At 63.8% G+C, this 20,394-nt stretch carries 25 protein-coding genes and 1 pseudogene; 17 read left to right on the top strand and 9 right to left on the bottom strand.

The genetic code is table 11. The features are described from left to right. Positions 1 to 9: 9 nt before the first annotated feature. On the top strand, positions 10 to 426 hold the full coding sequence (locus BraRD5C2_RS13170) for a YkvA family protein (RefSeq protein ID WP_223968953.1): 417 nt from the start codon (positions 10 to 12) through the stop codon (positions 424 to 426). Here BraRD5C2_RS13170 and BraRD5C2_RS13165 read toward each other — a convergent pair. After that, positions 423 to 1,787, bottom strand: a complete 1,365-nt coding sequence (locus BraRD5C2_RS13165) for a histidine kinase (protein ID WP_223968951.1) — start codon at positions 1,785 to 1,787, stop codon at positions 423 to 425. The two genes, BraRD5C2_RS13170 and BraRD5C2_RS13165, sit on opposite strands and share 4 nt — an antisense overlap. 181 nt (positions 1,788 to 1,968) lie before the next feature. Here BraRD5C2_RS13165 and BraRD5C2_RS13160 point away from each other — a divergent pair, with 181 nt between their 5' ends. Then, positions 1,969 to 2,589, top strand: a complete 621-nt coding sequence (locus BraRD5C2_RS13160; protein WP_223968949.1) for a response regulator transcription factor — start codon at positions 1,969 to 1,971, stop codon at positions 2,587 to 2,589. Positions 2,590 to 2,613: 24 nt separating this feature from the next. After that, positions 2,614 to 3,459: an S-formylglutathione hydrolase gene (gene fghA, locus BraRD5C2_RS13155; protein WP_223968947.1), complete on the top strand. Its 846-nt coding sequence runs from the start codon at positions 2,614 to 2,616 to the stop codon at positions 3,457 to 3,459. A 151-nt stretch (positions 3,460 to 3,610) separates the two neighbouring features. Here fghA and BraRD5C2_RS13150 read toward each other — a convergent pair whose 3' ends face one another. Continuing rightward, positions 3,611 to 4,087 (bottom strand): DUF3280 domain-containing protein, encoded by a 477-nt coding sequence (locus BraRD5C2_RS13150; RefSeq protein ID WP_223969291.1) that lies wholly within the window; start codon positions 4,085 to 4,087, stop codon positions 3,611 to 3,613. A 175-nt stretch (positions 4,088 to 4,262) separates the two neighbouring features. Between BraRD5C2_RS13150 and BraRD5C2_RS13145 the strand changes: the two genes are divergently transcribed. From BraRD5C2_RS13145 to BraRD5C2_RS13120, 6 genes are all read left to right on the top strand, one after another. Beyond that, a complete protein-coding gene (locus BraRD5C2_RS13145) occupies positions 4,263 to 5,444 on the top strand; it encodes an ABC transporter substrate-binding protein (RefSeq protein WP_223968945.1) in 1,182 nt (393 codons plus the stop codon). A 5-nt stretch (positions 5,445 to 5,449) separates the two neighbouring features. Then, positions 5,450 to 6,427 carry a YVTN family beta-propeller repeat protein gene (locus BraRD5C2_RS13140; RefSeq protein WP_223968943.1) on the top strand — a complete coding sequence of 326 codons (978 nt, stop codon included), beginning with the start codon at positions 5,450 to 5,452 and terminating at the stop codon, positions 6,425 to 6,427. Further along, positions 6,424 to 7,239, top strand: coding sequence for an ABC transporter ATP-binding protein (locus tag BraRD5C2_RS13135; RefSeq protein ID WP_223968941.1), 816 nt, complete (start codon positions 6,424 to 6,426; stop codon positions 7,237 to 7,239). The genes BraRD5C2_RS13140 and BraRD5C2_RS13135 overlap by 4 nt, the downstream gene beginning before the upstream one ends. Further along, positions 7,236 to 8,084: an ABC transporter permease gene (locus BraRD5C2_RS13130; RefSeq protein WP_050405241.1), complete on the top strand. Its 849-nt coding sequence runs from the start codon at positions 7,236 to 7,238 to the stop codon at positions 8,082 to 8,084. The genes BraRD5C2_RS13135 and BraRD5C2_RS13130 overlap by 4 nt, the downstream gene beginning before the upstream one ends. Further along, entirely contained in the window at positions 8,081 to 8,698 is a 618-nt protein-coding gene (locus BraRD5C2_RS13125; RefSeq protein WP_223968939.1) for a hypothetical protein, read from the top strand. Before BraRD5C2_RS13130 ends, BraRD5C2_RS13125 begins: the two co-directional genes overlap by 4 nt. A 100-nt stretch (positions 8,699 to 8,798) precedes the next feature. Next, complete coding sequence (locus BraRD5C2_RS13120) at positions 8,799 to 9,095, top strand: copper-binding protein (RefSeq protein WP_223968937.1); 297 nt, start codon at positions 8,799 to 8,801, stop codon at positions 9,093 to 9,095. A 36-nt stretch (positions 9,096 to 9,131) separates the two neighbouring features. Here the strand turns inward: BraRD5C2_RS13120 and BraRD5C2_RS13115 are convergent, their stop codons facing one another. Continuing rightward, a complete protein-coding gene (locus BraRD5C2_RS13115; protein WP_223968935.1) occupies positions 9,132 to 9,686 on the bottom strand; it encodes a PQQ-dependent catabolism-associated CXXCW motif protein in 555 nt (184 codons plus the stop codon). Then, on the bottom strand, positions 9,683 to 10,564 hold the full coding sequence (locus tag BraRD5C2_RS13110) for a substrate-binding domain-containing protein (RefSeq protein ID WP_223968933.1): 882 nt from the start codon (positions 10,562 to 10,564) through the stop codon (positions 9,683 to 9,685). The genes BraRD5C2_RS13115 and BraRD5C2_RS13110 overlap by 4 nt, the downstream gene beginning before the upstream one ends. A 203-nt stretch (positions 10,565 to 10,767) precedes the next feature. Here BraRD5C2_RS13110 and BraRD5C2_RS13105 point away from each other — a divergent pair, with 203 nt between their 5' ends. Next, on the top strand, positions 10,768 to 11,658 hold the full coding sequence (locus tag BraRD5C2_RS13105; RefSeq protein ID WP_223969289.1) for a quinoprotein relay system zinc metallohydrolase 2: 891 nt from the start codon (positions 10,768 to 10,770) through the stop codon (positions 11,656 to 11,658). A 43-nt stretch (positions 11,659 to 11,701) separates the two neighbouring features. After that, positions 11,702 to 12,526 (top strand): quinoprotein dehydrogenase-associated SoxYZ-like carrier, encoded by an 825-nt coding sequence (locus BraRD5C2_RS13100; RefSeq protein WP_223968931.1) that lies wholly within the window; start codon positions 11,702 to 11,704, stop codon positions 12,524 to 12,526. Positions 12,527 to 12,551: 25 nt separating this feature from the next. On the opposite strand, the gene BraRD5C2_RS13095 is transcribed toward BraRD5C2_RS13100, so the two are convergent. Then, the gene (locus BraRD5C2_RS13095) at positions 12,552 to 12,893 is read right to left on the bottom strand and encodes a hypothetical protein (RefSeq protein ID WP_374707989.1); all 342 of its coding nucleotides are present in this window, start codon (positions 12,891 to 12,893) and stop codon (positions 12,552 to 12,554) included. 149 nt (positions 12,894 to 13,042) lie between these two features. On the opposite strand from BraRD5C2_RS13095, the gene BraRD5C2_RS13090 reads away from it, so the two are divergent. Genes BraRD5C2_RS13090 through BraRD5C2_RS13075 form a run of 4 tightly spaced genes read left to right on the top strand, consistent with a single transcriptional unit; the run spans position 13,043 to position 15,809 of the window. Further along, positions 13,043 to 13,975 (top strand): ABC transporter substrate-binding protein, encoded by a 933-nt coding sequence (locus BraRD5C2_RS13090; RefSeq protein WP_374707992.1) that lies wholly within the window; start codon positions 13,043 to 13,045, stop codon positions 13,973 to 13,975. A 2-nt stretch (positions 13,976 to 13,977) separates the two neighbouring features. Beyond that, on the top strand, positions 13,978 to 14,715 hold the full coding sequence (locus BraRD5C2_RS13085; RefSeq protein ID WP_092115659.1) for an ABC transporter permease: 738 nt from the start codon (positions 13,978 to 13,980) through the stop codon (positions 14,713 to 14,715). After that, complete coding sequence (locus tag BraRD5C2_RS13080; protein ID WP_223968927.1) at positions 14,705 to 15,415, top strand: ABC transporter ATP-binding protein; 711 nt, start codon at positions 14,705 to 14,707, stop codon at positions 15,413 to 15,415. The genes BraRD5C2_RS13085 and BraRD5C2_RS13080 overlap by 11 nt, the downstream gene beginning before the upstream one ends. Positions 15,416 to 15,455: 40 nt before the next feature. Then, complete coding sequence (locus BraRD5C2_RS13075; protein ID WP_223968925.1) at positions 15,456 to 15,809, top strand: hypothetical protein; 354 nt, start codon at positions 15,456 to 15,458, stop codon at positions 15,807 to 15,809. A 3-nt stretch (positions 15,810 to 15,812) separates the two neighbouring features. Here the strand turns inward: BraRD5C2_RS13075 and BraRD5C2_RS13070 are convergent, their stop codons facing one another. From BraRD5C2_RS13070 to BraRD5C2_RS13055, 4 genes and pseudogenes are all read right to left on the bottom strand, one after another. Next, the gene (locus BraRD5C2_RS13070) at positions 15,813 to 16,049 is read right to left on the bottom strand and encodes a hypothetical protein (protein ID WP_223968924.1); all 237 of its coding nucleotides are present in this window, start codon (positions 16,047 to 16,049) and stop codon (positions 15,813 to 15,815) included. 102 nt (positions 16,050 to 16,151) lie between these two features. Further along, positions 16,152 to 17,000, bottom strand: a complete 849-nt coding sequence (locus BraRD5C2_RS13065) for a hypothetical protein (RefSeq protein WP_223969287.1) — start codon at positions 16,998 to 17,000, stop codon at positions 16,152 to 16,154. Between the two features lie 242 nt (positions 17,001 to 17,242). After that, a complete protein-coding gene (gene pqqA / locus BraRD5C2_RS13060) occupies positions 17,243 to 17,323 on the bottom strand; it encodes a pyrroloquinoline quinone precursor peptide PqqA (protein WP_009031067.1) in 81 nt (26 codons plus the stop codon). Positions 17,324 to 17,664: 341 nt separating this feature from the next. Then, positions 17,665 to 18,065: pseudogene (locus BraRD5C2_RS13055) on the bottom strand (EF-hand domain-containing protein). A 178-nt stretch (positions 18,066 to 18,243) separates the two neighbouring features. Between BraRD5C2_RS13055 and BraRD5C2_RS13050 the strand changes: the two are divergent. Both BraRD5C2_RS13050 and BraRD5C2_RS13045 read left to right on the top strand, forming a co-directional pair. Further along, the gene (locus BraRD5C2_RS13050; protein ID WP_223968922.1) at positions 18,244 to 18,489 is read left to right on the top strand and encodes a hypothetical protein; all 246 of its coding nucleotides are present in this window, start codon (positions 18,244 to 18,246) and stop codon (positions 18,487 to 18,489) included. A 227-nt stretch (positions 18,490 to 18,716) separates the two neighbouring features. Next, positions 18,717 to 20,381 carry a methanol/ethanol family PQQ-dependent dehydrogenase gene (locus BraRD5C2_RS13045; RefSeq protein ID WP_223968921.1) on the top strand — a complete coding sequence of 555 codons (1,665 nt, stop codon included), beginning with the start codon at positions 18,717 to 18,719 and terminating at the stop codon, positions 20,379 to 20,381. The last annotated feature ends 13 nt before the right edge of the window (positions 20,382 to 20,394 follow it).

Genomic DNA, 20,394 nt, shown 5'->3' with positions numbered 1-20,394 from the left:
CGCCACGCCATGCCGTCCATCAAGCTACCCTCAATCAGACTTTCCTCAATCAAGCTTTGGGCGCGCAACCTCAAACGAGACAGCGTTGCGCTGTATCTCGCGTCGCGTGATCCGCGCGTACCGTGGTACGCAAAGGCCCTCGCCATCGCCATCGCGGCCTATGCGCTCTCCCCCGTCGACCTGATTCCGGATTTCATCCCGGTCATTGGCTATCTCGACGATCTGATCCTGCTGCCGCTCGGCATCTGGCTTGCGATCTCGCTCGTTCCGGATGAGGTGATGGCCGAATGCCGCGCCAAAGCCAGCGCCGTCTTGCAGCGCCCGACCAGTCGAGCGGGAATGATCGCGATCATCGTGCTCTGGATCGCCGGCGCACTCGCGCTGGCATGGGCCGTCTTCGCATACTGGCCGCGAGCCGCGCGCTAAGCCTGCACGGCCTTCGGCACCAGCGCCTCGACCGTCACGCCGTCATCGCTGGAATTGATCTTGAGCGTGCCTCCGAGCGCGAGGATTCGCTCCTGCATGCCGGTCAAACCGCGGCCGAGCCGGTGATCCCTGAGCAGGCCGCGGCCGTTGTCGCGGACGCGCACCAGCGCGCAGCCGCGGCTGCCGCGCAGGCCGGTTGGCCGCTCCGCGGGCGCGATCGTGATATCGACCGCCGTTGCGCCGGCGTGGCGGAACACATTGGTGAGTGCTTCCTGGACGATACGATAGATCGTCAGATCGGCCGTCTCGCCGGTGTCGCCGAGATCAGGTGATATGCTGCTCTCGATCTCCACCTCCGGGTGGGTCTCGCCCCACAGCCGCACCAGCGCGCCAAGTGCTTCCGCAAGCCCAAGCTCCGCCAAACCCACCGGTCGCAATCGCTCCAGGATGCGGCGAGTGAACTGCTGAAGCGCGTTGACCTGCTCGAGGATGGCGCTGCCGTGCTTGCGAAGTGCAGCTGGATCGGGCTTTTCGACCTCCGACAGCCGCGTCAGCGCGCCCGCATGCGCACGCAACGCGAACAGATAGGGCCCGAACTCGTCGTGCAATTCGCGCGCGATCTCCTTGCGTTCGGAATCCTGCAGCGAGACCGCACGTTCGGCCAGCTGCCGCTTGCTGTCGACGGCCTCGCCAAGGGTCGCCGCCAAATGGTTCAGTTTGGCACAGATTGCAGCCAATTCAGGCGATCCACCAGGCTCGACGCGTGCATCGTAATCCCCGGCCTCGATACCGGTCATGGCCTGCGACAGCGCTTCCAGCGGAGCAAGTGCGCGGCCGACCACCAGCATGGTGACCAGCAGCAGCGCCACCGCGATCGCGGAGCCGATCTCGAGCTGGGTGACGATGCCGTCCCAGATCTCGGCCATTTCGTCGTCGGGATGCGAGGTAATGACAAGCGATTGCGGCTTGCCGTGAACCGAGATCGGCACCCGCACCGAGGTTTGCTCGGGATGCACCAGCGCGACGAACCACTCCGGAGGGGCGCGCGGATCGCCTGCCTCCTCCGGGTGCTGGGGAGACCTTGCGGTCGCGTCGTCCTGCCGCGTGATGCTGACGTGACGCAGCCGGCTCAGATCTTGAACGATCTGGTCGAGCCGGGCATCCGGATCCGGCGCCTCGTCGAGACCGGCCACCATCGTCGTAACAAACTCGCGCGCCAGCCGGATCACGCTCTGGTCCTCGGCCTGGACGCGCGGCCCCGCTTCCAGCACGAGCCGCGCAATATTGATGCCCAACCCAAGCGCCAGTATCAGCGCCAGCAGCAGGTTGATCCGTGCGCGCAAGGATAGCTTTTGCCACATGACGTTGCCCCCGACCGCGATCCCTCCTCCGAGAGGATCGTTGACAGCCAAATTTGCCCGGCTATCTAATCGCACCCTATCGCAATCTCGTGCGAGGTGCACAACCGGTCGGAACCGAGGTGTTCTTCGTGCAAATCGATGTGACGAAGAGTGAACCGAAGCAGGTCGCCGGAACAACGCCATGCGCATTCTGATCGTTGATGATCATCCCATCGTTGCCTCCGGTTGTCGCACCGTGTTCGCCGACGATCCCGAGATCGTCCTGCTGGAAGCTGCGGATGCCGAAAGCGGCGAACGGGCGTTCGTCGCGGAGAAGCCCGATCTCTGCGTGATCGACATCAACCTGCCGACCGTCTCCGGCTTCGAGCTGGCCCGCCGTATCTTGAGCCGCGATGCATCCGCGCGCCTCATCATGTTCAGCATGAACGACGACCCGGTGTTCGCCGCCCGCGCCATCGACATCGGCGCCAAGGGCTACGTCTCGAAGACCGGCGATCCCAACGATCTGGTGGAGGCGGTACGCGAGGTCGGCAATGGCGGCGTCTACCTGCCGCCGGCGATCGCACGCAACGTCGCCTTTGCGCGGCCGGGCTTTGCGCAAAATCCACTTTCCAAGCTCACTTCGCGCGAGATGGAGATCCTGCGGCTGCTCAGTTCCGGCAAGAGCCTGTCGGAGATCGCCTGGCTGGTGCATTCGTCATACAAGACGGTCGCGAACACGTCATCGATCATGCGCCAGAAGCTTGGCGTGCGCACCTCGGCAGAGCTGGTGCGGCTGGCGATCGAGAGCGGCGTCGCCTGACGTCGCGCTCCAACACAGGGGAATATGACAATGCAGACGGTTTCCCGGAACAAGTCGCATGGCGGCACGCAAGGCGTTTACCGGCACCCAAGCCGCGAAACCAAGACCGACATGACCTTCTCGGTGTTCGTCCCCGATCATGCGACCGGCTCCAAATTGCCCGTCGTCACCTATCTGTCGGGCCTGACCTGCACGCACGCCAACGTCACCGAGAAGGGTGAATTCCGCCAGGCATGCGCCGAGCTCGGCCTGATCTTCGTCGCGCCCGACACAAGCCCGCGCGGCGAAAGTGTCCCCGGCGATCCCGCCAATGCCTATGATTTTGGCCTCGGCGCAGGCTTCTATGTCGATGCGACGGAGCCGCCGTTCGCGACCAATTACCGGATGTGGAGCTACGTCACCGAGGAATTGCCCAAGTTGATCGCCGAGCAATTCCCGGTCGACACGAAGCGGCAATCGATCCTCGGTCATTCCATGGGCGGCCATGGCGCACTGACGGTGGCGCTGCGCTATCCCGATCGCTATCGCGCGGCAAGCGCGTTCGCGCCGATCGTGGCGCCGTCGCAGGTACCGTGGGGCAACAAGGCGCTGGGCGGCTATCTCGGCAGTAACAAGCAGGCGTGGCGCAAGCACGATGCAGTCGCGTTGATCGAGGACGGCGCCCGCTTCTCCGATCTGCTGGTCGACTATGGCGATGCCGACGGTTTTCTCACCGAACAGCTGCGCCCCGAGCTCCTGAAGGCCGCCTGCGAGAAGGCCAATATTCCGCTCACGTTGCGTCGTCAGCCGGGCTACGACCACAGCTATTACTTCATCTCGACCTTCATGGCCGATCACCTGCGCTGGCACGCCGCGCGGCTGAAGGCGTGATGCTTTCCCCGGCCAAGGCGGCGCGATGCCAAAATATCGAAAACAACCCCATGCAAAGTAGCCGGCGGCGGCGTTCAACCAGACGAGTTGACACGTCAGGCAACTCAGGGTTATTCTTCTAATATTCCGAAATCGTCCGAGCACCCGTCGCTCATCGCGCCTGCGGCGCGCCGTAGTTCGGTGCGAGCAGGCGGTTGCGCACGAGGTAATCGGTGGCGCGCGACCAGGATTCGTCGGTATTGCCGCGCATGTCGGCGCTTGCTGCTGCCACCAATTGCCCGGAATGGACGTCGCGCAGATAGAGATTGATGTTGAGGATCAGGTTGGAGACCTTCTGCACCACACCGGTCATCGCAAGATCGGCGCCCAGCTCGCCGGCCAGTTTCACGTCGCATCCGCCGCAGGCCTGAAGATTGCTGCCGTGCGCCGCAGCATTGACGGGCGCGATATCGATCACGTGGAACTTGCCGGACTCTGCAAGCTCTCTGCGCACCTGTTCGCCGGTGCGGAGCAGCCGCGCCTGCTCATCGGCCCGCGGCCCGTTCACCTCCCCTTGAAGACTGGTGTCGATCATCTCGAGGTCGAATACCGCGAGCTTGGGCGGTTCGGCGCGTGCCGCCGCAGACATCAGCAGCAATGATATGACGAAGACGAACGCTGATCTCATGATTGTGAACCAATCGCAATTTGGTACCACGCAACGACAAAAAGCGGGGTTGCAAGCCAGGCCAATTCCGGCATCTTGCATGTCAACGCATGGCTCGACAATGCCGGCCGAGTGAAGGATGACTACGGGAGGAATTATGTTCCGATGGCTGATCGGCACGATCGCGCTCAGCATGGTGGTGACCGGAGCGCTGGCGGCTGATCCCGTCGAAATCCATATCGGCTATCTCGGCCACGCCGGCATCAAATCGACGCTCTCGCTGATCCAGCAACCGGCCGACAATGACGGCATCGCCGGCGCACGCCTTGCGATCGAAGACAACAATACGACCGGAAAATTCCTCAACCAGCGCTTCACGCTCGACGAGATCAAGGTCAAGGACAGCGACGATGTCGCCAAGGTCGCGACCGATCTCGCCGGCCGCAACGACTATATCATCACCGACCTGCCCGCGGACGCCCTGCTCAAAGTCGCCGACGCGCTGCGCGACCGCGGCACCATGCTGTTGAATGCCGGCGCGATCGACGATCGGCTGCGCGAGCAGGACTGCCGCGCCAACGTGATCCACATCGCACCGACCCGCTCGATGCTGGCGGACGCGCTGGGCCAGTACCTGGTGTGGAAGCAATGGAAGCGCTGGCTGCTGGTGACCGGCTCGCATGATCAGGACAAACTCTACGCCGACGCGCTGCGCCGTGCGGCCACGCGGTTCGGCGCCAAGATCGTTCAGGAGCGGACATTCGAGGACACCGGCGGCGCGCGGCGCACCGACTCCGGCGTGACGCTGATCCAGCGCCAGATGCCGGTGTTCACGCAGCAGGCACCGGCTTACGACGTGCTGGTCGCCGCCGACGAGAGCGAGGTGTTCGCGAACTATCTGCCCTACCGGACCTGGGACCCGCGCCCCGTGGCGGGCTCGGCGGGCCTGGTGCCGACCAGCTGGGACGCCGCGCATGACCAATGGGGCGCGGTCCAGATCCAGAACCGCTTCGTCAAGCTGAACATGCGCCGCATGACGGCGCTCGACATGCAGGCCTGGACGGCAGCCCGCACGATCGGGGAAGCCACGTCCCGCACCAATTCGGGCGATCCCAGGAAGGTCATCGCCTTCCTCAAGGGCAAGGATTTCTCGATCGCCGCCTTCAAGGGCACGCGATTGACCCTGCGAGACTGGAATCTGCAGCTCCGCCAGCCGATCCTGCTGGCCGATGGTCGTATGGTCGTTTCGGTCTCGCCGCAGGAAGGTTTCCTGCATCAGGTCTCCGAGCTCGACACGCTCGGTGTTGACCGGCCTGAAACGAAGTGCAAGCTGCAGTGAGGGAGATGAAACGCATGTGGCGCCGCTGTCTGTTGACCGGGATGCTGGTTTGGCTTGCCGCAACACCGGCGTCCGCCTTCGTTGCCTACGTCTCCAACGAGAAAGGCAACACGGTTACGGTGATCGACACTGACAGCTGGACGGTGACAAAGACCATCAAGGTCGGCCAGCGGCCGCGCGGCATCGAGTTCTCGCGCGACGGCAAGTTCGTGATGGTCGCGGTCGGCGATGACGACACGATCCAGGTGATCGATACCAAGACCCAGGAGATCGTCGACACCCTGCCCTCCGGCCCCGACCCGGAATTGTTCACCCAGGATGCCGCCGGCAAGACCATGTATGTCGCCAACGAGAACGACAACACGGTCACCGTGATCGATCTCGAGAAGCGCGCCCGGCTCGGCGACATCCAGGTCGGCGTCGAGCCGGAGGGCATGACGATCAGCCCGGACGGCAAGATCCTGATCAACACCTCCGAAACCACCAACATGGCGCATTTCATCGACACGACGACGCGCCAGATTGTCGCCAATGTGCTGGTCGATTCGCGGCCGCGCTTCGCCCAGTTCAAGCGCGACGGCTCCGAATTATGGGTTTCCTCCGAGATCGGCGGCACGGTGTCGATCATCGATCCGGTCAAGCGCGAGGTGACCGGCAAGATCACCTTCGAAATTCCGGGCCTGCGCAACGAGGCGATCCAGCCGGTCGGCATCGGTATGACCAAGGACGGCAAGACCGCGTTCGTCGCACTCGGCCCCGCCAACCGCGTCGCGGTGGTCGACGGCGCGACCCACAAGGTCCTCAAATATCTCCTGGTCGGCCAGCGGGTCTGGCACATGGATTTCACCCCGGACGAAAAATATCTGATGGTCACCAACGGGGTCTCGAACGACGTCTCGGTGATCGACGTCGCGGCCCAGAAGGTGATCAAGACCATTCAGGTCGGCGAACTGCCTTGGGGGATCACGATCGCGCAGCCATGACCGCAACCGACGCCCATATCGCGAGCCAGTCCTCGCCGGATGCAGGCCCTGTAGCGGCCGTGCAGCCGGCGCTGTCGATCGGCAATGTCAGCCACAGCTACGGCCCGCGGCGCGCGCTGATCGACGTCAACTTCACGGTTCAGCCTGCGAGCTTCACCGCATTGCTGGGCCTCAATGGCGCCGGCAAAAGCACGTTGTTCTCGCTGGTGACGCGGCTGTTCGGGATCCAGAACGGCCAAATCAAGATCTTCGGTCACGACATCAGCCGGACGCCGGGTGAAGCGCTGCGGCTGATGGGCGTCGTGTTCCAGCCACGCACGCTCGATCTCGATCTCTCGCTGACGCAGAACCTGCTGTATCACGCCGCGTTGCACGGCATCTCGCGGCGCGAGGCGCGGCTGCGCAGCGCCGAGGTGCTTGGCCGCATCGGGCTCGCCGACCGCGCCACGAGCAAGGTGCGCGATCTCTCGGGCGGCCAGATGCGGCGGCTCGAGATCGCCCGCGCGCTGCTGCACCGTCCGCGGCTCTTGCTGCTCGACGAGGCCACCGTCGGGCTCGACGTCAAGGCGCGCGCCGACATTCTCGACCATGTCCGCCAGCTTGTCACCGAACAGGGCATCGGCGTGCTCTGGGCGACGCATCTGTTCGACGAGATCATGCCGGGCGACGACCTCGTCGTGCTGCATCAGGGCCGGATGCTGGCGCACGGGCCGATGTCGCGCGTGATCGCGGACGCAGGCGCCCAGGACGTCAACACCGCGTTCATGCGCCTGACCGGAACGGCAACGCTCACCGGAAAACCGCCAACATGAGCAGCACGACGGTTACGCCTGAGCGAAGCGGCTTCTCGGTGTCGGAATACATCGTCTGCCTGAACGGCATCGTGTGGCGCGAGGCGCTGCGCTTCCTGCATCAGCGCGAGCGCTTCGTCTCGGCGCTGGTCCGGCCGCTGGTCTGGCTGTTCATCTTTGCGGCCGGCTTCCGTCAGGTGCTCGGTATCTCGATCATCCCGCCCTATGAGACCTACATTCTCTACGAGGTCTACATCGCGCCCGGCCTGATGGCGATGATCCAGCTCTTCAACGGCATGCAATCCTCGCTGTCGATGGTCTATGACCGCGAGATGGGCAACATGCGCACCCTACTCGTCAGCCCGCTGCCGCGCGGCTATCTCCTGTTCTGCAAGCTGCTCGCCGGCACGGCCGTATCGCTGCTCCAGGTTTACGCCTTCCTGCTGATCGCATGGTTCTGGGACATCACGCCGCCGACCATCGGCTACCTTACGGTGCTTCCGGCGCTGGTGCTGTCGGGCCTGATGCTCGGCGCACTGGGCATGCTCATCTCGGCCAGCATCAAGCAGCTGGAGAATTTTGCCGGCGTGATGAACTTTGTGATCTTCCCGATGTTCTTTGCATCGTCGGCCCTCTACCCGCTCTGGCGTGTGCAGGAAGGCAGCCCGATGCTGTACTATGTTTGCCAGTGCAATCCGTTCACGCATGCAGTGGAGCTGATTCGGTTTGCGCTGTACGGCAAGATGAACTGGGTTTCGCTCGCGGTGGTCGGCGGCTGCACGGTGGTGTTCATGATCGGCGCGATCCTGGCCTACGATCCATCGCGCGGCCTGGTGCGCCGCGGACCCGGCGGAGGCGAGGCATGACAGGTTGGCGGCCAGCACTCGGCGCGCTGCTCGCGATGGTTCTGTCGAACCAGGTCGCGTTCGCGGCCGACCCGCGTTACCCGGACTGGCCCTGCCAACAGGCCAAGGTGCCCGAGATCTCGCTCGCTGCGGTCTGGGCCGGGCCGCCACTCGGCGATGCCGAGACCAAGTGGCGGGACAATCCGAAGATCAGCCAACTTGCGACCAAGCTCGCGGCGCGCCGCGTTCCGCTCGAGGATGCCCAGAAGGAGATCACCGAGTTCCTGTCGGCCGCCGCGGCCGACAAGGCCAATGCGGGAAAACTGCTCTTCGCGGGCCTGTTCGATACGCTCAACGGCCAGCGGGCCTCGGTCTTGAACGGGCTGGAGCGCGTGATGCGCAAGCAGCGCGAGGCCGCAGAAAAGATCCGCGCCGATACGATCGCGCTGCAGGCACTGCAGGATGCCACGCCGCCGGATCAGGCCAAGGTCGACGAACTCGGCAACCAGCTGGTATGGGAGACCCGGATCTTCGAGGACCGCGGCCGCGTGGTGAAATTCGTCTGCGAGGTGCCGACCATCATCGACCAGCGGCTGTTCGCGCTCAGCCGCACCATCCAGCAGGAACTGGATTGAGGCCTGCGGCCGATCGCCCCGGGGATCATTGACTCGCCGCCGGAACAAACTGCGCTGCCCGCTCGTTGTCTCCAACTATATCTGAAGTTGGGAGACCTCGATGAGAGCAGCCAAGATCGTCATGACCAGCCTCGCCGCCGCGAGCCTGATCACCACAGCGGCTTTGGCCCAGCAATCCATGTCGGGAATGGTCACCAAGATTGACCGACTGAGTGGGACCATCTCGATCCAGCAGGCGCAAACCGGCACCGTCGGCGCGGCCGGCGGCGCGATCCAGGAATACAAGGTGGCCAAGGGACAATCGCTGGAGGAGCTTCACGCCGGTGACAAGGTGACGTTCACCACGTCGGACGGCGACGGCGGCAAGACCATCAACAAGCTCGACAAGCAGAAGTAGCTCGCTGGAGCATTTCCTGGCCTCGTGAGGACGGGCTTATTGCTCGCCCTCGCGCGGCTCGGGCTCGACATCCGTCAGCGGCAGATTGGCGCGCCCCCAACCGTCGGTTCCGTCCGGATACCACGCCACATTCCGGTAGCCGTAGGACAGCACGCGCTTAGCGGCGTTCCACGACATCCAGCAATTTTCCTGGCAGTAGATCACGAGCAATCGGGCCTTGTCGTCGCCCGAAGCGCGGACCAGCCCACGTCGCATGTAGTCCTCGGTCGATGCGGCGAGCTTGCCGTAGCCGGTGTCGGGCAGCCAGATGCTGCCGGGAATATCGCGATGCGGCCGCTCGCGCCACACCGTGCCGGCCGGCAGGTTAGGCTTCGGCGCGCGCGGCAGCACGTCGACGAAGGCGCCTGATTTGTCGCGCCAGATCGCTTCCGCTTCCGCGGTCGTGAGCACCCGTGCGCCCGCAAGCGTGATCGGCACCGGCGCGCGATAATCCTCGGTTCGGTAGCCCTCGGGCTCTGCAAGGTGGTCCTGCGCGCGGACATGCGAAACGGCGAGTAATATCACCGCGAGCATGGCCGCGAGCCTGATCATGGCGATTTGGTCGCGGTCTCCGGTCCGATCGGACGGTCGTTCTCATCGAGCAGCGGAACGCCGAAGTCGAGCAGGATCTTGTTGATCGCCGGCTGGTTCTCCTGGATCAGGCGATTGAGCTGCCGCTTCCAGTTCTGGTCGGACGCCCGCACGCCCATGCCGATGCGATAGACCAGCTTGGGTCCTGAGGTCTCCTTGAGCAGCGGCGTGACATGCAGCGGCGGGTTCGCCTTCTTGGCATAGAAGCCGGCCATCGGCCCCCACAGGATGCCGGCGTCGATCTCGCCCTTTTCGAGGTCGTTCATCATCGCCTCGGCCGAGGAATCGTAGCGCGTATCGATCATCAGCGGATAGGGCTTCGCATTGCTCATCAGGCCGTTGATGGCCATGTTGGTCGCGGGCGGCGTTCCGGCGACGATGCCGATATGCTTGCCCTTCAGCCGCTCATCCTCGAGCGTCGTGACCTCATCCAGTCCACTGCCCGGCTTGGCGACGATCGCATAGGCCGTGCGGTAATACGGATTGGTCCCTTGCGCGAGGTCGTCGCCTTGCGGAAAGCCCATGATCACGTCGCAGCGATGCGAGCCGAGCGTGACCCGCACGAAGCCGGTCGCCTGCGGGAAATACATGTAATCGAGCTTCTTTTGCAGCTTCTCGGCGAACAGCTCGCCGATCTTGTTCTCAAAACCCTCGCCCTTGTCATTCGAGAACGGCAGGTTGCGCGGATCGGCGCAGATGCGCAGCACCTTGGGATCGACCAGCTCGATGGAGAGTTCGCCCTGCTCATTGACCTGCGCACGCGCGATATCGCGGCCGGCGAGACAGGCGATGAAGCCGGCAAGCGCGAACAGGACAGGACGGCATCCGATAACTCTCATTGCGCGGTCTCCTCTCGATCGGACAGATTGCCGCCATCCGCCAATTGCCCGGCGCAACATGACGTGCAACAGGGATAATGATCGCGACGGTGCCGCGTTGCTTGTTGCAGCGCAAACTGGAGCGCGGCGACATCGATCGCGCGTCCCGGAAAAACTGAGGCGGAAACATGGCTCATGGCGGTTCGGTGCTTGCGCTGCTCCTGATGCTTTGGACGCCGACCATAGCGCGGGCTCAAGAGGCGGAATTGCCTGTGAGCGAAGTCGCCCCCGGAATATTCGTTCACACCGGGGTCACTGCATTGATGACGCGCGACAACGAAGGCGCCATCGCCAATGTCGGCTTCGTGGTCGGCGACAGCGCCATTGCCGTCATCGACACCGGCGGCAGCGTCCGCGAAGGGCGGCAATTGCTCGCCGCCGTGCGCAGCCATAGCGACAAGCCGATCCGCTACGTGATCAACACCCACGCGCATCCGGATCATAGCTTCGGCAACGCGGCTTTCGTGGCTGACGGGACCAGTTTCGTCGGCCACAAGGCCCTGCCCCGCGCGCTGGGAGCGCGCGGGCAATTCTATCTCGACGGCTTTCGCCGAACCATGGGCGATGCTTTGATCGACGAGGTCCGGATCGTTCCGCCCACCGTGCTGGTCACGGACACGCTGAAGCTCGACCTCGGCGGACGGAGCCTCACCCTGAAGGCATGGCCACCCGCCCACAGCGACAACGACCTCACCGTGTTCGATGAACGCACCGGCACCCTGTTCGCCGGCGATCTGGTGTTCCTCGAGCATATTCCGGTGGTCGACGGCAGCCTCAAGGGCTGGCTGCGTGCGCTCGACGACCTCCAGGCTATTCCTGCCGAGCGCGTGGTTCCAGGTCACGGACCCGTGAGTGCGTGGCCTGCAGCACTTGCCGACGAGCGGCGTTACCTTGAGACGCTGGCCGCGGACGTCCGTGCGCTGGTCGCAGGCGGCAAGCCGATCACGGCTGCGGCGGAGCATGCCGCGGCAGCCGAGCGGCCGCGCTGGCAATTGTTCGACGATTACAACGCCCGCAACGCAACTGCAGCATTCTCGGAAATTGAATGGGAGTAGCTGTTGGTCCTATAATGACGCGGCTGCATAGGATCTCGCGAACATGACTGGACATCGCACCCGCCTGCTTTGCATCGCCAGCCTTCTTGCGATCGCGCTGGGGACACCCGCTGCGCTCGCAGCCGAGACCTATGATCCCTGGCCGGGCCTCGTCCAGGACATCTTCAGCAATCGTCCGATGAATGACGGCAACGATGTGATCGGCATTGAGATGCCGGTGCGCGCGGAAGATGCCGCGATCGTTCCGGTGACGCTGCGCACCAAGCTGCAGCCTGGCGATAGCCGCCGCGTCGTCGTCATCACGCTTGTGATCGACGAGAACCCGGCGCCGATGGCCGCGAAGTTCACCCTCGGTCCGGACGCCAACGTCACCGAGATCTCGACCCGCGTCCGCGTCAACAACTACACCAATGTGCACGCCGTCGCCGAGCTCAGCGATGGCAAGCTCTACGTGAGCAAGGTCTATGTCAAAGCGTCCGGCGGCTGCTCGGCGCCGGCCGGCAAGAACGTCGAGGAAGCGAACAACCGGCTCGGCCAGATGCGCTACCGGCAGTTCACAAAGTCCGAACAGGGGCCTGCGACGAGCACACGCGAGGCCCAGATCATGATCGGGCATCCGAATAATTCAGGCCTGCAGATGGACCAGGTCACACAGCTCTATATCCCGGCCTTCTTCGTCAATGAGCTGCACATCTGGCAGGACGACAGTCCGGTGCTGGCGATGGAGGGCGGCATCTCGATTTCAGAGGACCCCAACATTCGCTTCACTTACGTCTCCAATGGCGCCAAGCACTTCCGCGCCGAGGCCAAGGACACCGACGGGCACGTCTTCGACCACGAATGGAAGGTCGAGAATCCCGGGACCTGACGCGCTCGCGATCTCACGATCGACGCTAGAAGCACCTGACTTCGGCCTCGGCCTGCGCCCGCCTGAGGTCGCTGAGCGCGTTGGCGGCCTGCTCGGACGAGCGGAACTGGCCGCCCAGATTGCCGCGCACCTGCGCCATGCTCAGCACGGTCTCGGCAGTGACGTAGCGGTCATAGGGGATGATCGAGGCGACCACGTCGATCGAGCAGGAACATTGTTCGATCGACTGCCGCGATTCGCCATTGGACTTCATGCAGCCGAACACATATTCGGCCCGCGCCGAGGTTGGATAGTCGTTGATCTCCTGGGCCAGCACGCTGATGGTCGTCCCGGCGAGCACCAGGACGGCGACAATCGGTCGTAGCATGCCAGCTCCTGCCATGGTCCTGCTTCCTCTTCTCTTCCGGCAAGCTATGCTATGGATGTTGATCAGAAAAGAAAACATTCGGGGAAGTGGCTCAACAAACGATGATCATCTCTGTACGCACGGTGTTGGCTGCGGCAGTCGTGGCGGTCATGCAGTTCGGCACCTCGTGCAGCGCGGAGACCATCCGCGTTGCAGCGCAGAAGACCGGAACGCTGGCCTGGGAACTGGCCGTCATTCGCTCCCATGGTCTCGACAAGAAGGCCAATCTGTCGATCGATATCGTCGAGCTCGCCAGCCCCGAGGCCGGCAAGATCGCGCTGCGCTCCGGCTCGGCCGACGTGATGGTGTCCGACTGGCCCTGGGTGTCGCGCGAACGTTCGCTCGGCGCCAAGCTGCAATTCTATCCCTATTCGAGCGCGCTGGGCGCCGTGATGGTCCCGGCCGCCTCGCCGCTCAAGACGCTCGCCGACCTCAAGGGGCGCAAGCTTGCCGTTGCCGGCGGCGCGATCGACAAGAACTGGCTGCTGCTGCAGGCCGCATCGAAGCAGGACGGCGTCGACCTGAAGTCGCAGGCGACGATCGTCTACGGCGCGCCGCCGCTGCTCACCGCCAAGACGCTCGACGGCGAGATGGACGCGACGCTGAATTACTGGAATTTCTGCGCGGCGCTTGAGGCCAAAGGCTTTCGCCGGCTCGCCGGCATGGAAGAGATCCTGCAAAAGCTCGGCAGCAAGGGCCGCATCGCCATGATTGGGTACGTGTTCGACGAGGCCTGGGCCAACGCCAACAAGGATCTGGTGGCCCGCTTCATCGCCGTGACGCGCGCCGCGAAAGAGATTCTGGCGACCTCGAATGCCGAATGGGACACGATTGCGCCGCTGACCGGTGCGCAGGATGCGGCGACGCTACACGCCTATCGCGACCGCTACCGTGAGGGCATCCCGCGACGTCCGATCGCTGACGAAGAGGCGGATGCACGCGTGCTGTACCGGGTGCTGGCGCAGCTCGGCGGCCGCGATCTTGTCGGCACCGCGACCGAGCTCGATCCCGGCACGTTCTACCAAGCGATCCCGGGAGACTAGCGGTGCTGCGCCTCCTGTCATTCGCGCTGTTCATCGCGACCTGGTGGATCGCCTCGCTGTTGATCGGCGATGCGAAGCTGCCGGCGCCGCCGGCGGTGCTGTCGGTCCTCATAGTCGAAGCGCGATCGGGCGCGCTGTTCGTCAATCTCGGCGCAACGCTGGCGCGCGTCGCGCTGGCCTTCACCCTCGCCATGGCGCTCGGCTCGGCGATCGGTTATCTGATGGGCCGCGTGTCGCTTGCCAATCGCCTCGGCGATCCCTGGCTGATCCTGCTGCTCAACCTGCCGGCACTCGTCGTCATCGTGCTGGCCTATATCTGGGCCGGGCTGACCGAGGTCGCCGCGATCACGGCCATCGCCATCAACAAGCTGCCGACTGCCGTCGTCACCCTGCGCGAGGGCGCCCGCGCGCTCGACCCCGCGCTCGACGAGATGGCAACGGCGTTTGCCTTGCCGCGCGGCCGCGCCTTCCGGCATGTGGTCCTGCCGCAGCTTGCGCCCTACATCGCGGCCGCTGCACGCTCCGGGCTGTCGCTGGTCTGGAAGATCGTGCTGGTCGCCGAATATCTGGGCCGCCCCAACGGGGTCGGCTTCGAGATCGGCGTCGCCTTCCAGCTGTTCGACATCCCGTTGCTGCTGGCCTACTCGCTGAGCTTTGCCGGTGTCGTGCTCGTGATCGAGACCCTGCTGGTGCAGCCGTTTGAAACCAGGCTAACGCGGTGGCGGCTCCGTGCAGCTTGAGGTCAATATCACAGGCAAGAGCTTTGCGAGCGCAGCCGGAAAGCGGCACGACGTACTCGACAACGTCACCTTCACATTGAACGCCGGCGAGGTTGGCGTGCTGTTCGGCCCATCGGGCTGCGGCAAGAGCACCCTGCTCCGGATTCTCGCCGGGCTCGACGCCAACTACCAGGGCCACGTCGCGCGCTCCCCCGGCATGCGCCTCGGCATGGTGTTCCAGGAGCCGCGGCTGTTGCCCTGGCGCACCGTTGAAGAGAATGTGCGGATCGCCGCACCGCATGTCGACGACGGCACGCTGTCGGCGCTGTTCGAGGTGCTCGAATTGAGCGTGCATCGCAACCACTTTCCCGGTGAGCTGTCGCTCGGCCTTGCCCGCCGCGTCGCGCTCGCCCGCGCCTTCGCCATCGAGCCGGATTTCCTCATCCTCGATGAGCCGCTGGCCTCGCTCGACAATGCGCTTGCGGGGCGGTTGCGCGACCAGGTCGCCACGCTGGTCGCCAGCCGGAAGATGATGACGCTCCTCGTCACCCACGATCTCGACGACGCAGTCCGCCTCGGAGACCGCCTGTTCTTCCTGTCGCCGCGACCCGCCCGAATCCTTCACGTCGAAACCATTGCCGCGCCGCGCGCAACGCGCAGCGAACCGGAGATCGACGAAATCAAGCGGCGGCTCTCACAGTTGGACCTTGCAAATATGTGAGACGCCGTCATCCTTGGACGAAGCGTAAGGGAGAGGTTGGATGCCGCGTGCGTCGATTGCTGTTGGTATTGCGTTGCTTGTGCTGCCGGCCACAGTGCTCGCCCAAAGCAAGGGCAAAGGCATCCGGCTGTGGAATCTGACCAGCGCCACGATTTCGAGCTTCGAGCTGTCGCCGGCAGGCAAGAACGAGTGGGGTCCTAACCAGACGCTCAACGACAAGGACAAGGAAGTCGACCACGACGAGCGCCTGCGGATCACCGGCGTCGAGCCCGGCCGCTACGATGCCAAGGTCGGCTACAGCGGCGCAAAGCAGTGCTTCGTTCGCGACATGGAGATCAAGGCCGATGCCGTGTTTTCGGTGTCCGACAAGGACTTGAAGGACTGCAACAAGTAACAGCTAGGCCGCCGGCGGTTTGCCGTCCGTGCCGGCGCGATCGTTGGTGTGCGGATATTCGCAACGCCATCGCACCGCCGTCCATTTCGGATGTTCGCCGACCCATTGCGCGATGTAAGGCGGCGCGGCCATGGCGCATTGTTGCAGCGAACCGCTCCAGTTGAACACCAGATGCTGCTCCTCGCAGGTGGCGGGCGACAGCACGGCACATACGGTGACGATCAGATCAATCGGGTTCATGCGCGATCCCTAAGCGTGCTCACGAAATAGATAACACGACGGAATACGTAATCAGCCAGGTCAGGGTTTCACAGGCTCGTGACAGGGCGCGGGAACCCGGCTCTAGAAGTTCAGACCGTACACCAGCCGCGCCTGGTGGCGCTCGAAATTGACCAGGTCGAGGGCGGCATTGCTGCCGGCCCGCTGCCCCCAGGCCTGGACGCTCCAGGTCGCAGTCAGGCGCGAGCGCTCCGAGAGCTGAAAATAGGCGGTCGGACCGATGAACAGCGCCTGCCCGGACAGTTCATCAAGGCCGATCCCGTCATACTTCCTGAAATAACGCGCTTCGCCGCCGATCAGGATATCCGGCCTCACCTTGGCCATCAGGCCAAACGCGACGCCGATCGTGGCATCCTGCTCTGCGGTGCCGGTGCGCGGCATCCGCGTCCATTCGGGCTCGTAGCTAACGTTCAGCGCCGCCACCACCAGATTCGGGATCACCTCACGGTCGAACGCCACCGTGAGCTCGGTGCCGTAGCTGCGGACTGCCGCGGCCGTCGTTTCATCGACGCGGCCGGCGCGTGTCTCCAGCGCGACCGTCATGCCGAAGGGCGCCGCCTCACGATCGAGAAAGCGATAACGAAAATCGACCGACACGCTTTGCCACGACAACTGGCGGCGATCATCAAAGCCCGGGACGCGATTGATATCGTAAGCGCTGAACGACGTGCCGAGTTCGACACGAAAGTTCGGCGCCGGAACGAGCTCGAGCTCCATCTCCTGATTGAGCGCGCGATAGCGGCCGCCATCCTTGGCGAAGCGCCCGGTGGTCTGGCTCTGGAATTCCCGCTCGCCGACGTCGCCCACATCGGAGCCGATCATGAAGCCGAAGATATGCTCGGTATCAAAGCCCTCGGCGTAGGCGCCGAGCGGCAGCACGGCCGCGACGCCGGCAATCGCCGCGCCCAGCACGCCCACCCAACGCCCTCGCCTGATTTCGAAACTCATCGTCCCCGGACCACCGCCTCAAGCCGCACTGTAGGACAAAGCAGCATGGCCCGCCAATCGCGCAGGTGGTCTCGATTTCAACGTGTTGTGGGAAGGATCTGCAGGAAATTCGAGCGGCAGCATCGCGGCCGCGAAAGACGCCTGCCGCGGCTCGATGCAGCAAGCTGCTCGGGCCGGGCAGGCTGCCTCGCGTTACTTGTCTCGGATTATTTGCGCGCTGCGCAGGCGTACATGTTGATTTCCATGCCAACCGGCACTTCAACGATCTTCGGTGTTTTCCAGGCCATTTCCTTCTCCCAAGTATATGTTGGCGCAAGCGTCGCGCCGCGCGGCAAGCTAGGGCTGGCTGTTCCAGGGCGCAAGCCGGCCGGGTAAGGACCCGACTTCGCTGCTGGGCATGCCGAAACGGACGACGGCTCGCTGACGTCCGCCCGGCTTTGAAACGATTGGGAAACCCCGACGCTGATCTGTCAGGCATTTTCCGGCTGCCGGGCGGCTACGTACCGATAAGCAAACCCGATCACGCCGGCGGCGTCTTGCCCAAGAGCGAAATCGCAACTTTTTTTGTTATGCGCGGAATCCAGCGTCGATAACCGGGATCAGCCCGGCGAGATGCGCAGGCACGGACCTATTTGAGCAGGCGCAGCAGCGCCCGGCCGGCGCGCGACTTCAACTCCTTCGCATCCAGCGTTCCGTCATTGTCGGGATCGGCGGCCTTGAAAACCGCTGCTCGACGACCGCGAGATACTCGTCGAGCGTCAGGGTGCCGTCGTGATCCGGATCCGCCATCTTGAGCTCTTTCGCAGTCAGCCGTCCGCGCAATTCGCGCACGTCGAGCGTGCCGTCGTGATCGGGATCGAGCTTCGCGAACAGATCGGCGGCAGCCTTCTTGGCCTCGGCAAGGTCGACCGTGCCGTCATTGTCGGGATCGAGCATCTTGAGCGCGCTGCGACCGCCCGTTGCGGCCAGGGCAGGACCTGAGAGCACGGCCATGGCCAAAGTCAAAGCAAGCGATCGGCGCGAAATCATCGTTCGTCTCCCTTGAGTGTCGCTCCGCAAAGATACCGGCCCACCATAGCAGCTTCGACGAAGCTTCCCACAGCTAGTGCAACCCGCGAGACCTGTCAGGTTTCGGGTGGAAAGAAACTTCCTCACGGATCATCTGTGGCGTTCGGATGGCATTGCACCGGAACAAGCGAGGTGACCCATGAGCGACATTTGCAGGACCACGTTGGGCTGCCTGGTTGCGCTCGGTCTGGCCGCGCCCGCGTCCGCGCAGAACAAGGCCCCTGCCCCATCGGCAGAGGTTGTCCAGCAGCGCACGCTCACTGGCAAGGAGCGGCTTGGACGCAAATGGACCGACGAGCAGCGCATCGACAATTGCAATGTGCCGCCGGACAAGCGGGGCACCAAGCCGCGTCCGAGTGCCTGTCCGCATGCGCCGTCTAGCTGATCGAACCGTTCGCGCTGCGGCATAGCGGCGGGTCGCACATGGCGTTGTGTATTCCACGTGGCGGTAAGCTACGGGCGCATCAGCGAAAACCTGAGGCTTTCGACCGGTCTCTTGAGGCTGCTGGGGTTCGTTCACGTTTTCGTATTGACCCGTTTTGGTTTCAGGGGGATGGTTCCGTCGCAACGTCAGGAATAGGCGTGCGGGAAAAGGTTCATTGGGAGGATATGATGAGACGCATTGCGCTGGCCGCAAGCCTCGTGATTCTTGCATCTTATGGTGCAAGCGCTCAGACCAACGAGCAGTTGGTGAAGGGCGCGACTGATACATCGAACGTTCTCAATTATGGTATGGGCTACAACCTTCAGCGCTTCTCGACGCTGAACCAGATCAACAAGGACACCGTCAAGAATCTGGTCCCGGTCTGGAATTACAGCTTGAACGACGACCGCAGCGAGGAATCGCAGCCGCTCGTCTACCAGGGCGTCCTTTACGTCACCACGCACAGCGCCACGATCGCGATCGACGCCAAGACCGGCAAGCAGATCTGGAAGACCAAGGTCGAGTATCCCGCCGAGACGCCGCGTATCGTCTGCTGCGGCATCATCAATCGCGGCGCGGCCCTGTATGACGGCAAATTGTTCCGCACCACCCTCGACGCCAATGTGATCGCGCTCGATGCCAAGACCGGCAAAGAGCTGTGGCGCGAAAAGGCCGCGGACATCAAGGAAGGCTACTCGATGACGGTGGCGCCGCTGGTCGCCGATGGCGTCGTGATCACCGGCATCTCCGGCGCCGAATTCGGCACCCGCGGCTTCATCGACGGCTGGGATCCGGCGACCGGCAAGAAGCTCTGGCGGACCTACACGATCCCGACTCCGGACGAGCCCGGCGGCGATACCTGGAAGGGCGACACCTGGAAGCTGGGCGGCGGATCGACCTGGATCACCGGCTCCTATGATGCCGAACTGAACACCGTGTATTGGGGTATCGGCAATCCCGGACCGTTCAACTCGGCGGTGCGTCCCGGCGACAACCTCTACACCTGCTCGGTGCTGGCGCTCGATCCGAAGACCGGCAAGATCAAGTGGCATTACCAGTTCTCGCCGAACAATCCGTTCGACTATGACTCGGTGGCCGAGATGGTGCTCGCCGACATGAATGTCGAGGGCAAGCCGACCAAGGTGCTGATGGATGCCAACCGCAACGGCTTCTTCTACGTGCTCGACCGCACCAACGGCAAGCTGCTCGCGGCAAATCCTTATGTGAACGTCAACTGGGCCACCGGTGTAGACCTGAAGACCGGGCGGCCGATCGAGACCGACGTCGTCAAGGATGCGCGTGACGGCAAGAAGGTCACCGTCTACCCGTCGATCCTCGGCGGCAAGAACTGGGAGCCGATGTCATTCAATCCGCAGACCGGCCTCGCCTATGCCAACACGCTCGCCTTCGGCGGCAAGTACAAGTCCGAACCGGTGACGTTCAAGCAGGGCGAATGGTATGTCGGCATGGACCTCACCGATCCCTGGGAATGGGGCACCGGACCGCGCGGCCATCTCAAGGCGATCGATCCGATGACCGGCAAGGCGAAGTGGGAAGTGCCGAGCGACATTCCGCGCTTCTCGGGTGTGCTCTCCACGGCGGGCGGCGTGGTGTTCTCCGGTCAGCTGACTGGCGAATTCGAGGCATTCGACGCGGACAGCGGCAAGAAGCTCTGGCAGTTCCAGACCGGCTCGGGCATCGAAGGACAACCCGTGACCTGGCAGCAGGACGGCGTGCAGTATGTCGCCGTCACCTCGGGCTATGGCGGCGTCTATTCGCTGTTCTCGGGCGACGAGCGGCTAGCCAAGGTCCCACCCGGCGGCTCGCTGTGGGTGTTCGCGGTCAAGAACTGAGCGCGGAGCACAC

This window comes from Bradyrhizobium sp. RD5-C2 (assembly GCF_019972155.1).
In the GTDB taxonomy this organism is placed as follows: Bacteria; Pseudomonadota; Alphaproteobacteria; order Rhizobiales; family Xanthobacteraceae; genus Bradyrhizobium.
The sequence above is the reverse complement of the archived record's forward strand: the minus strand, read 5'-3'. Positions and strand labels throughout refer to the sequence as shown.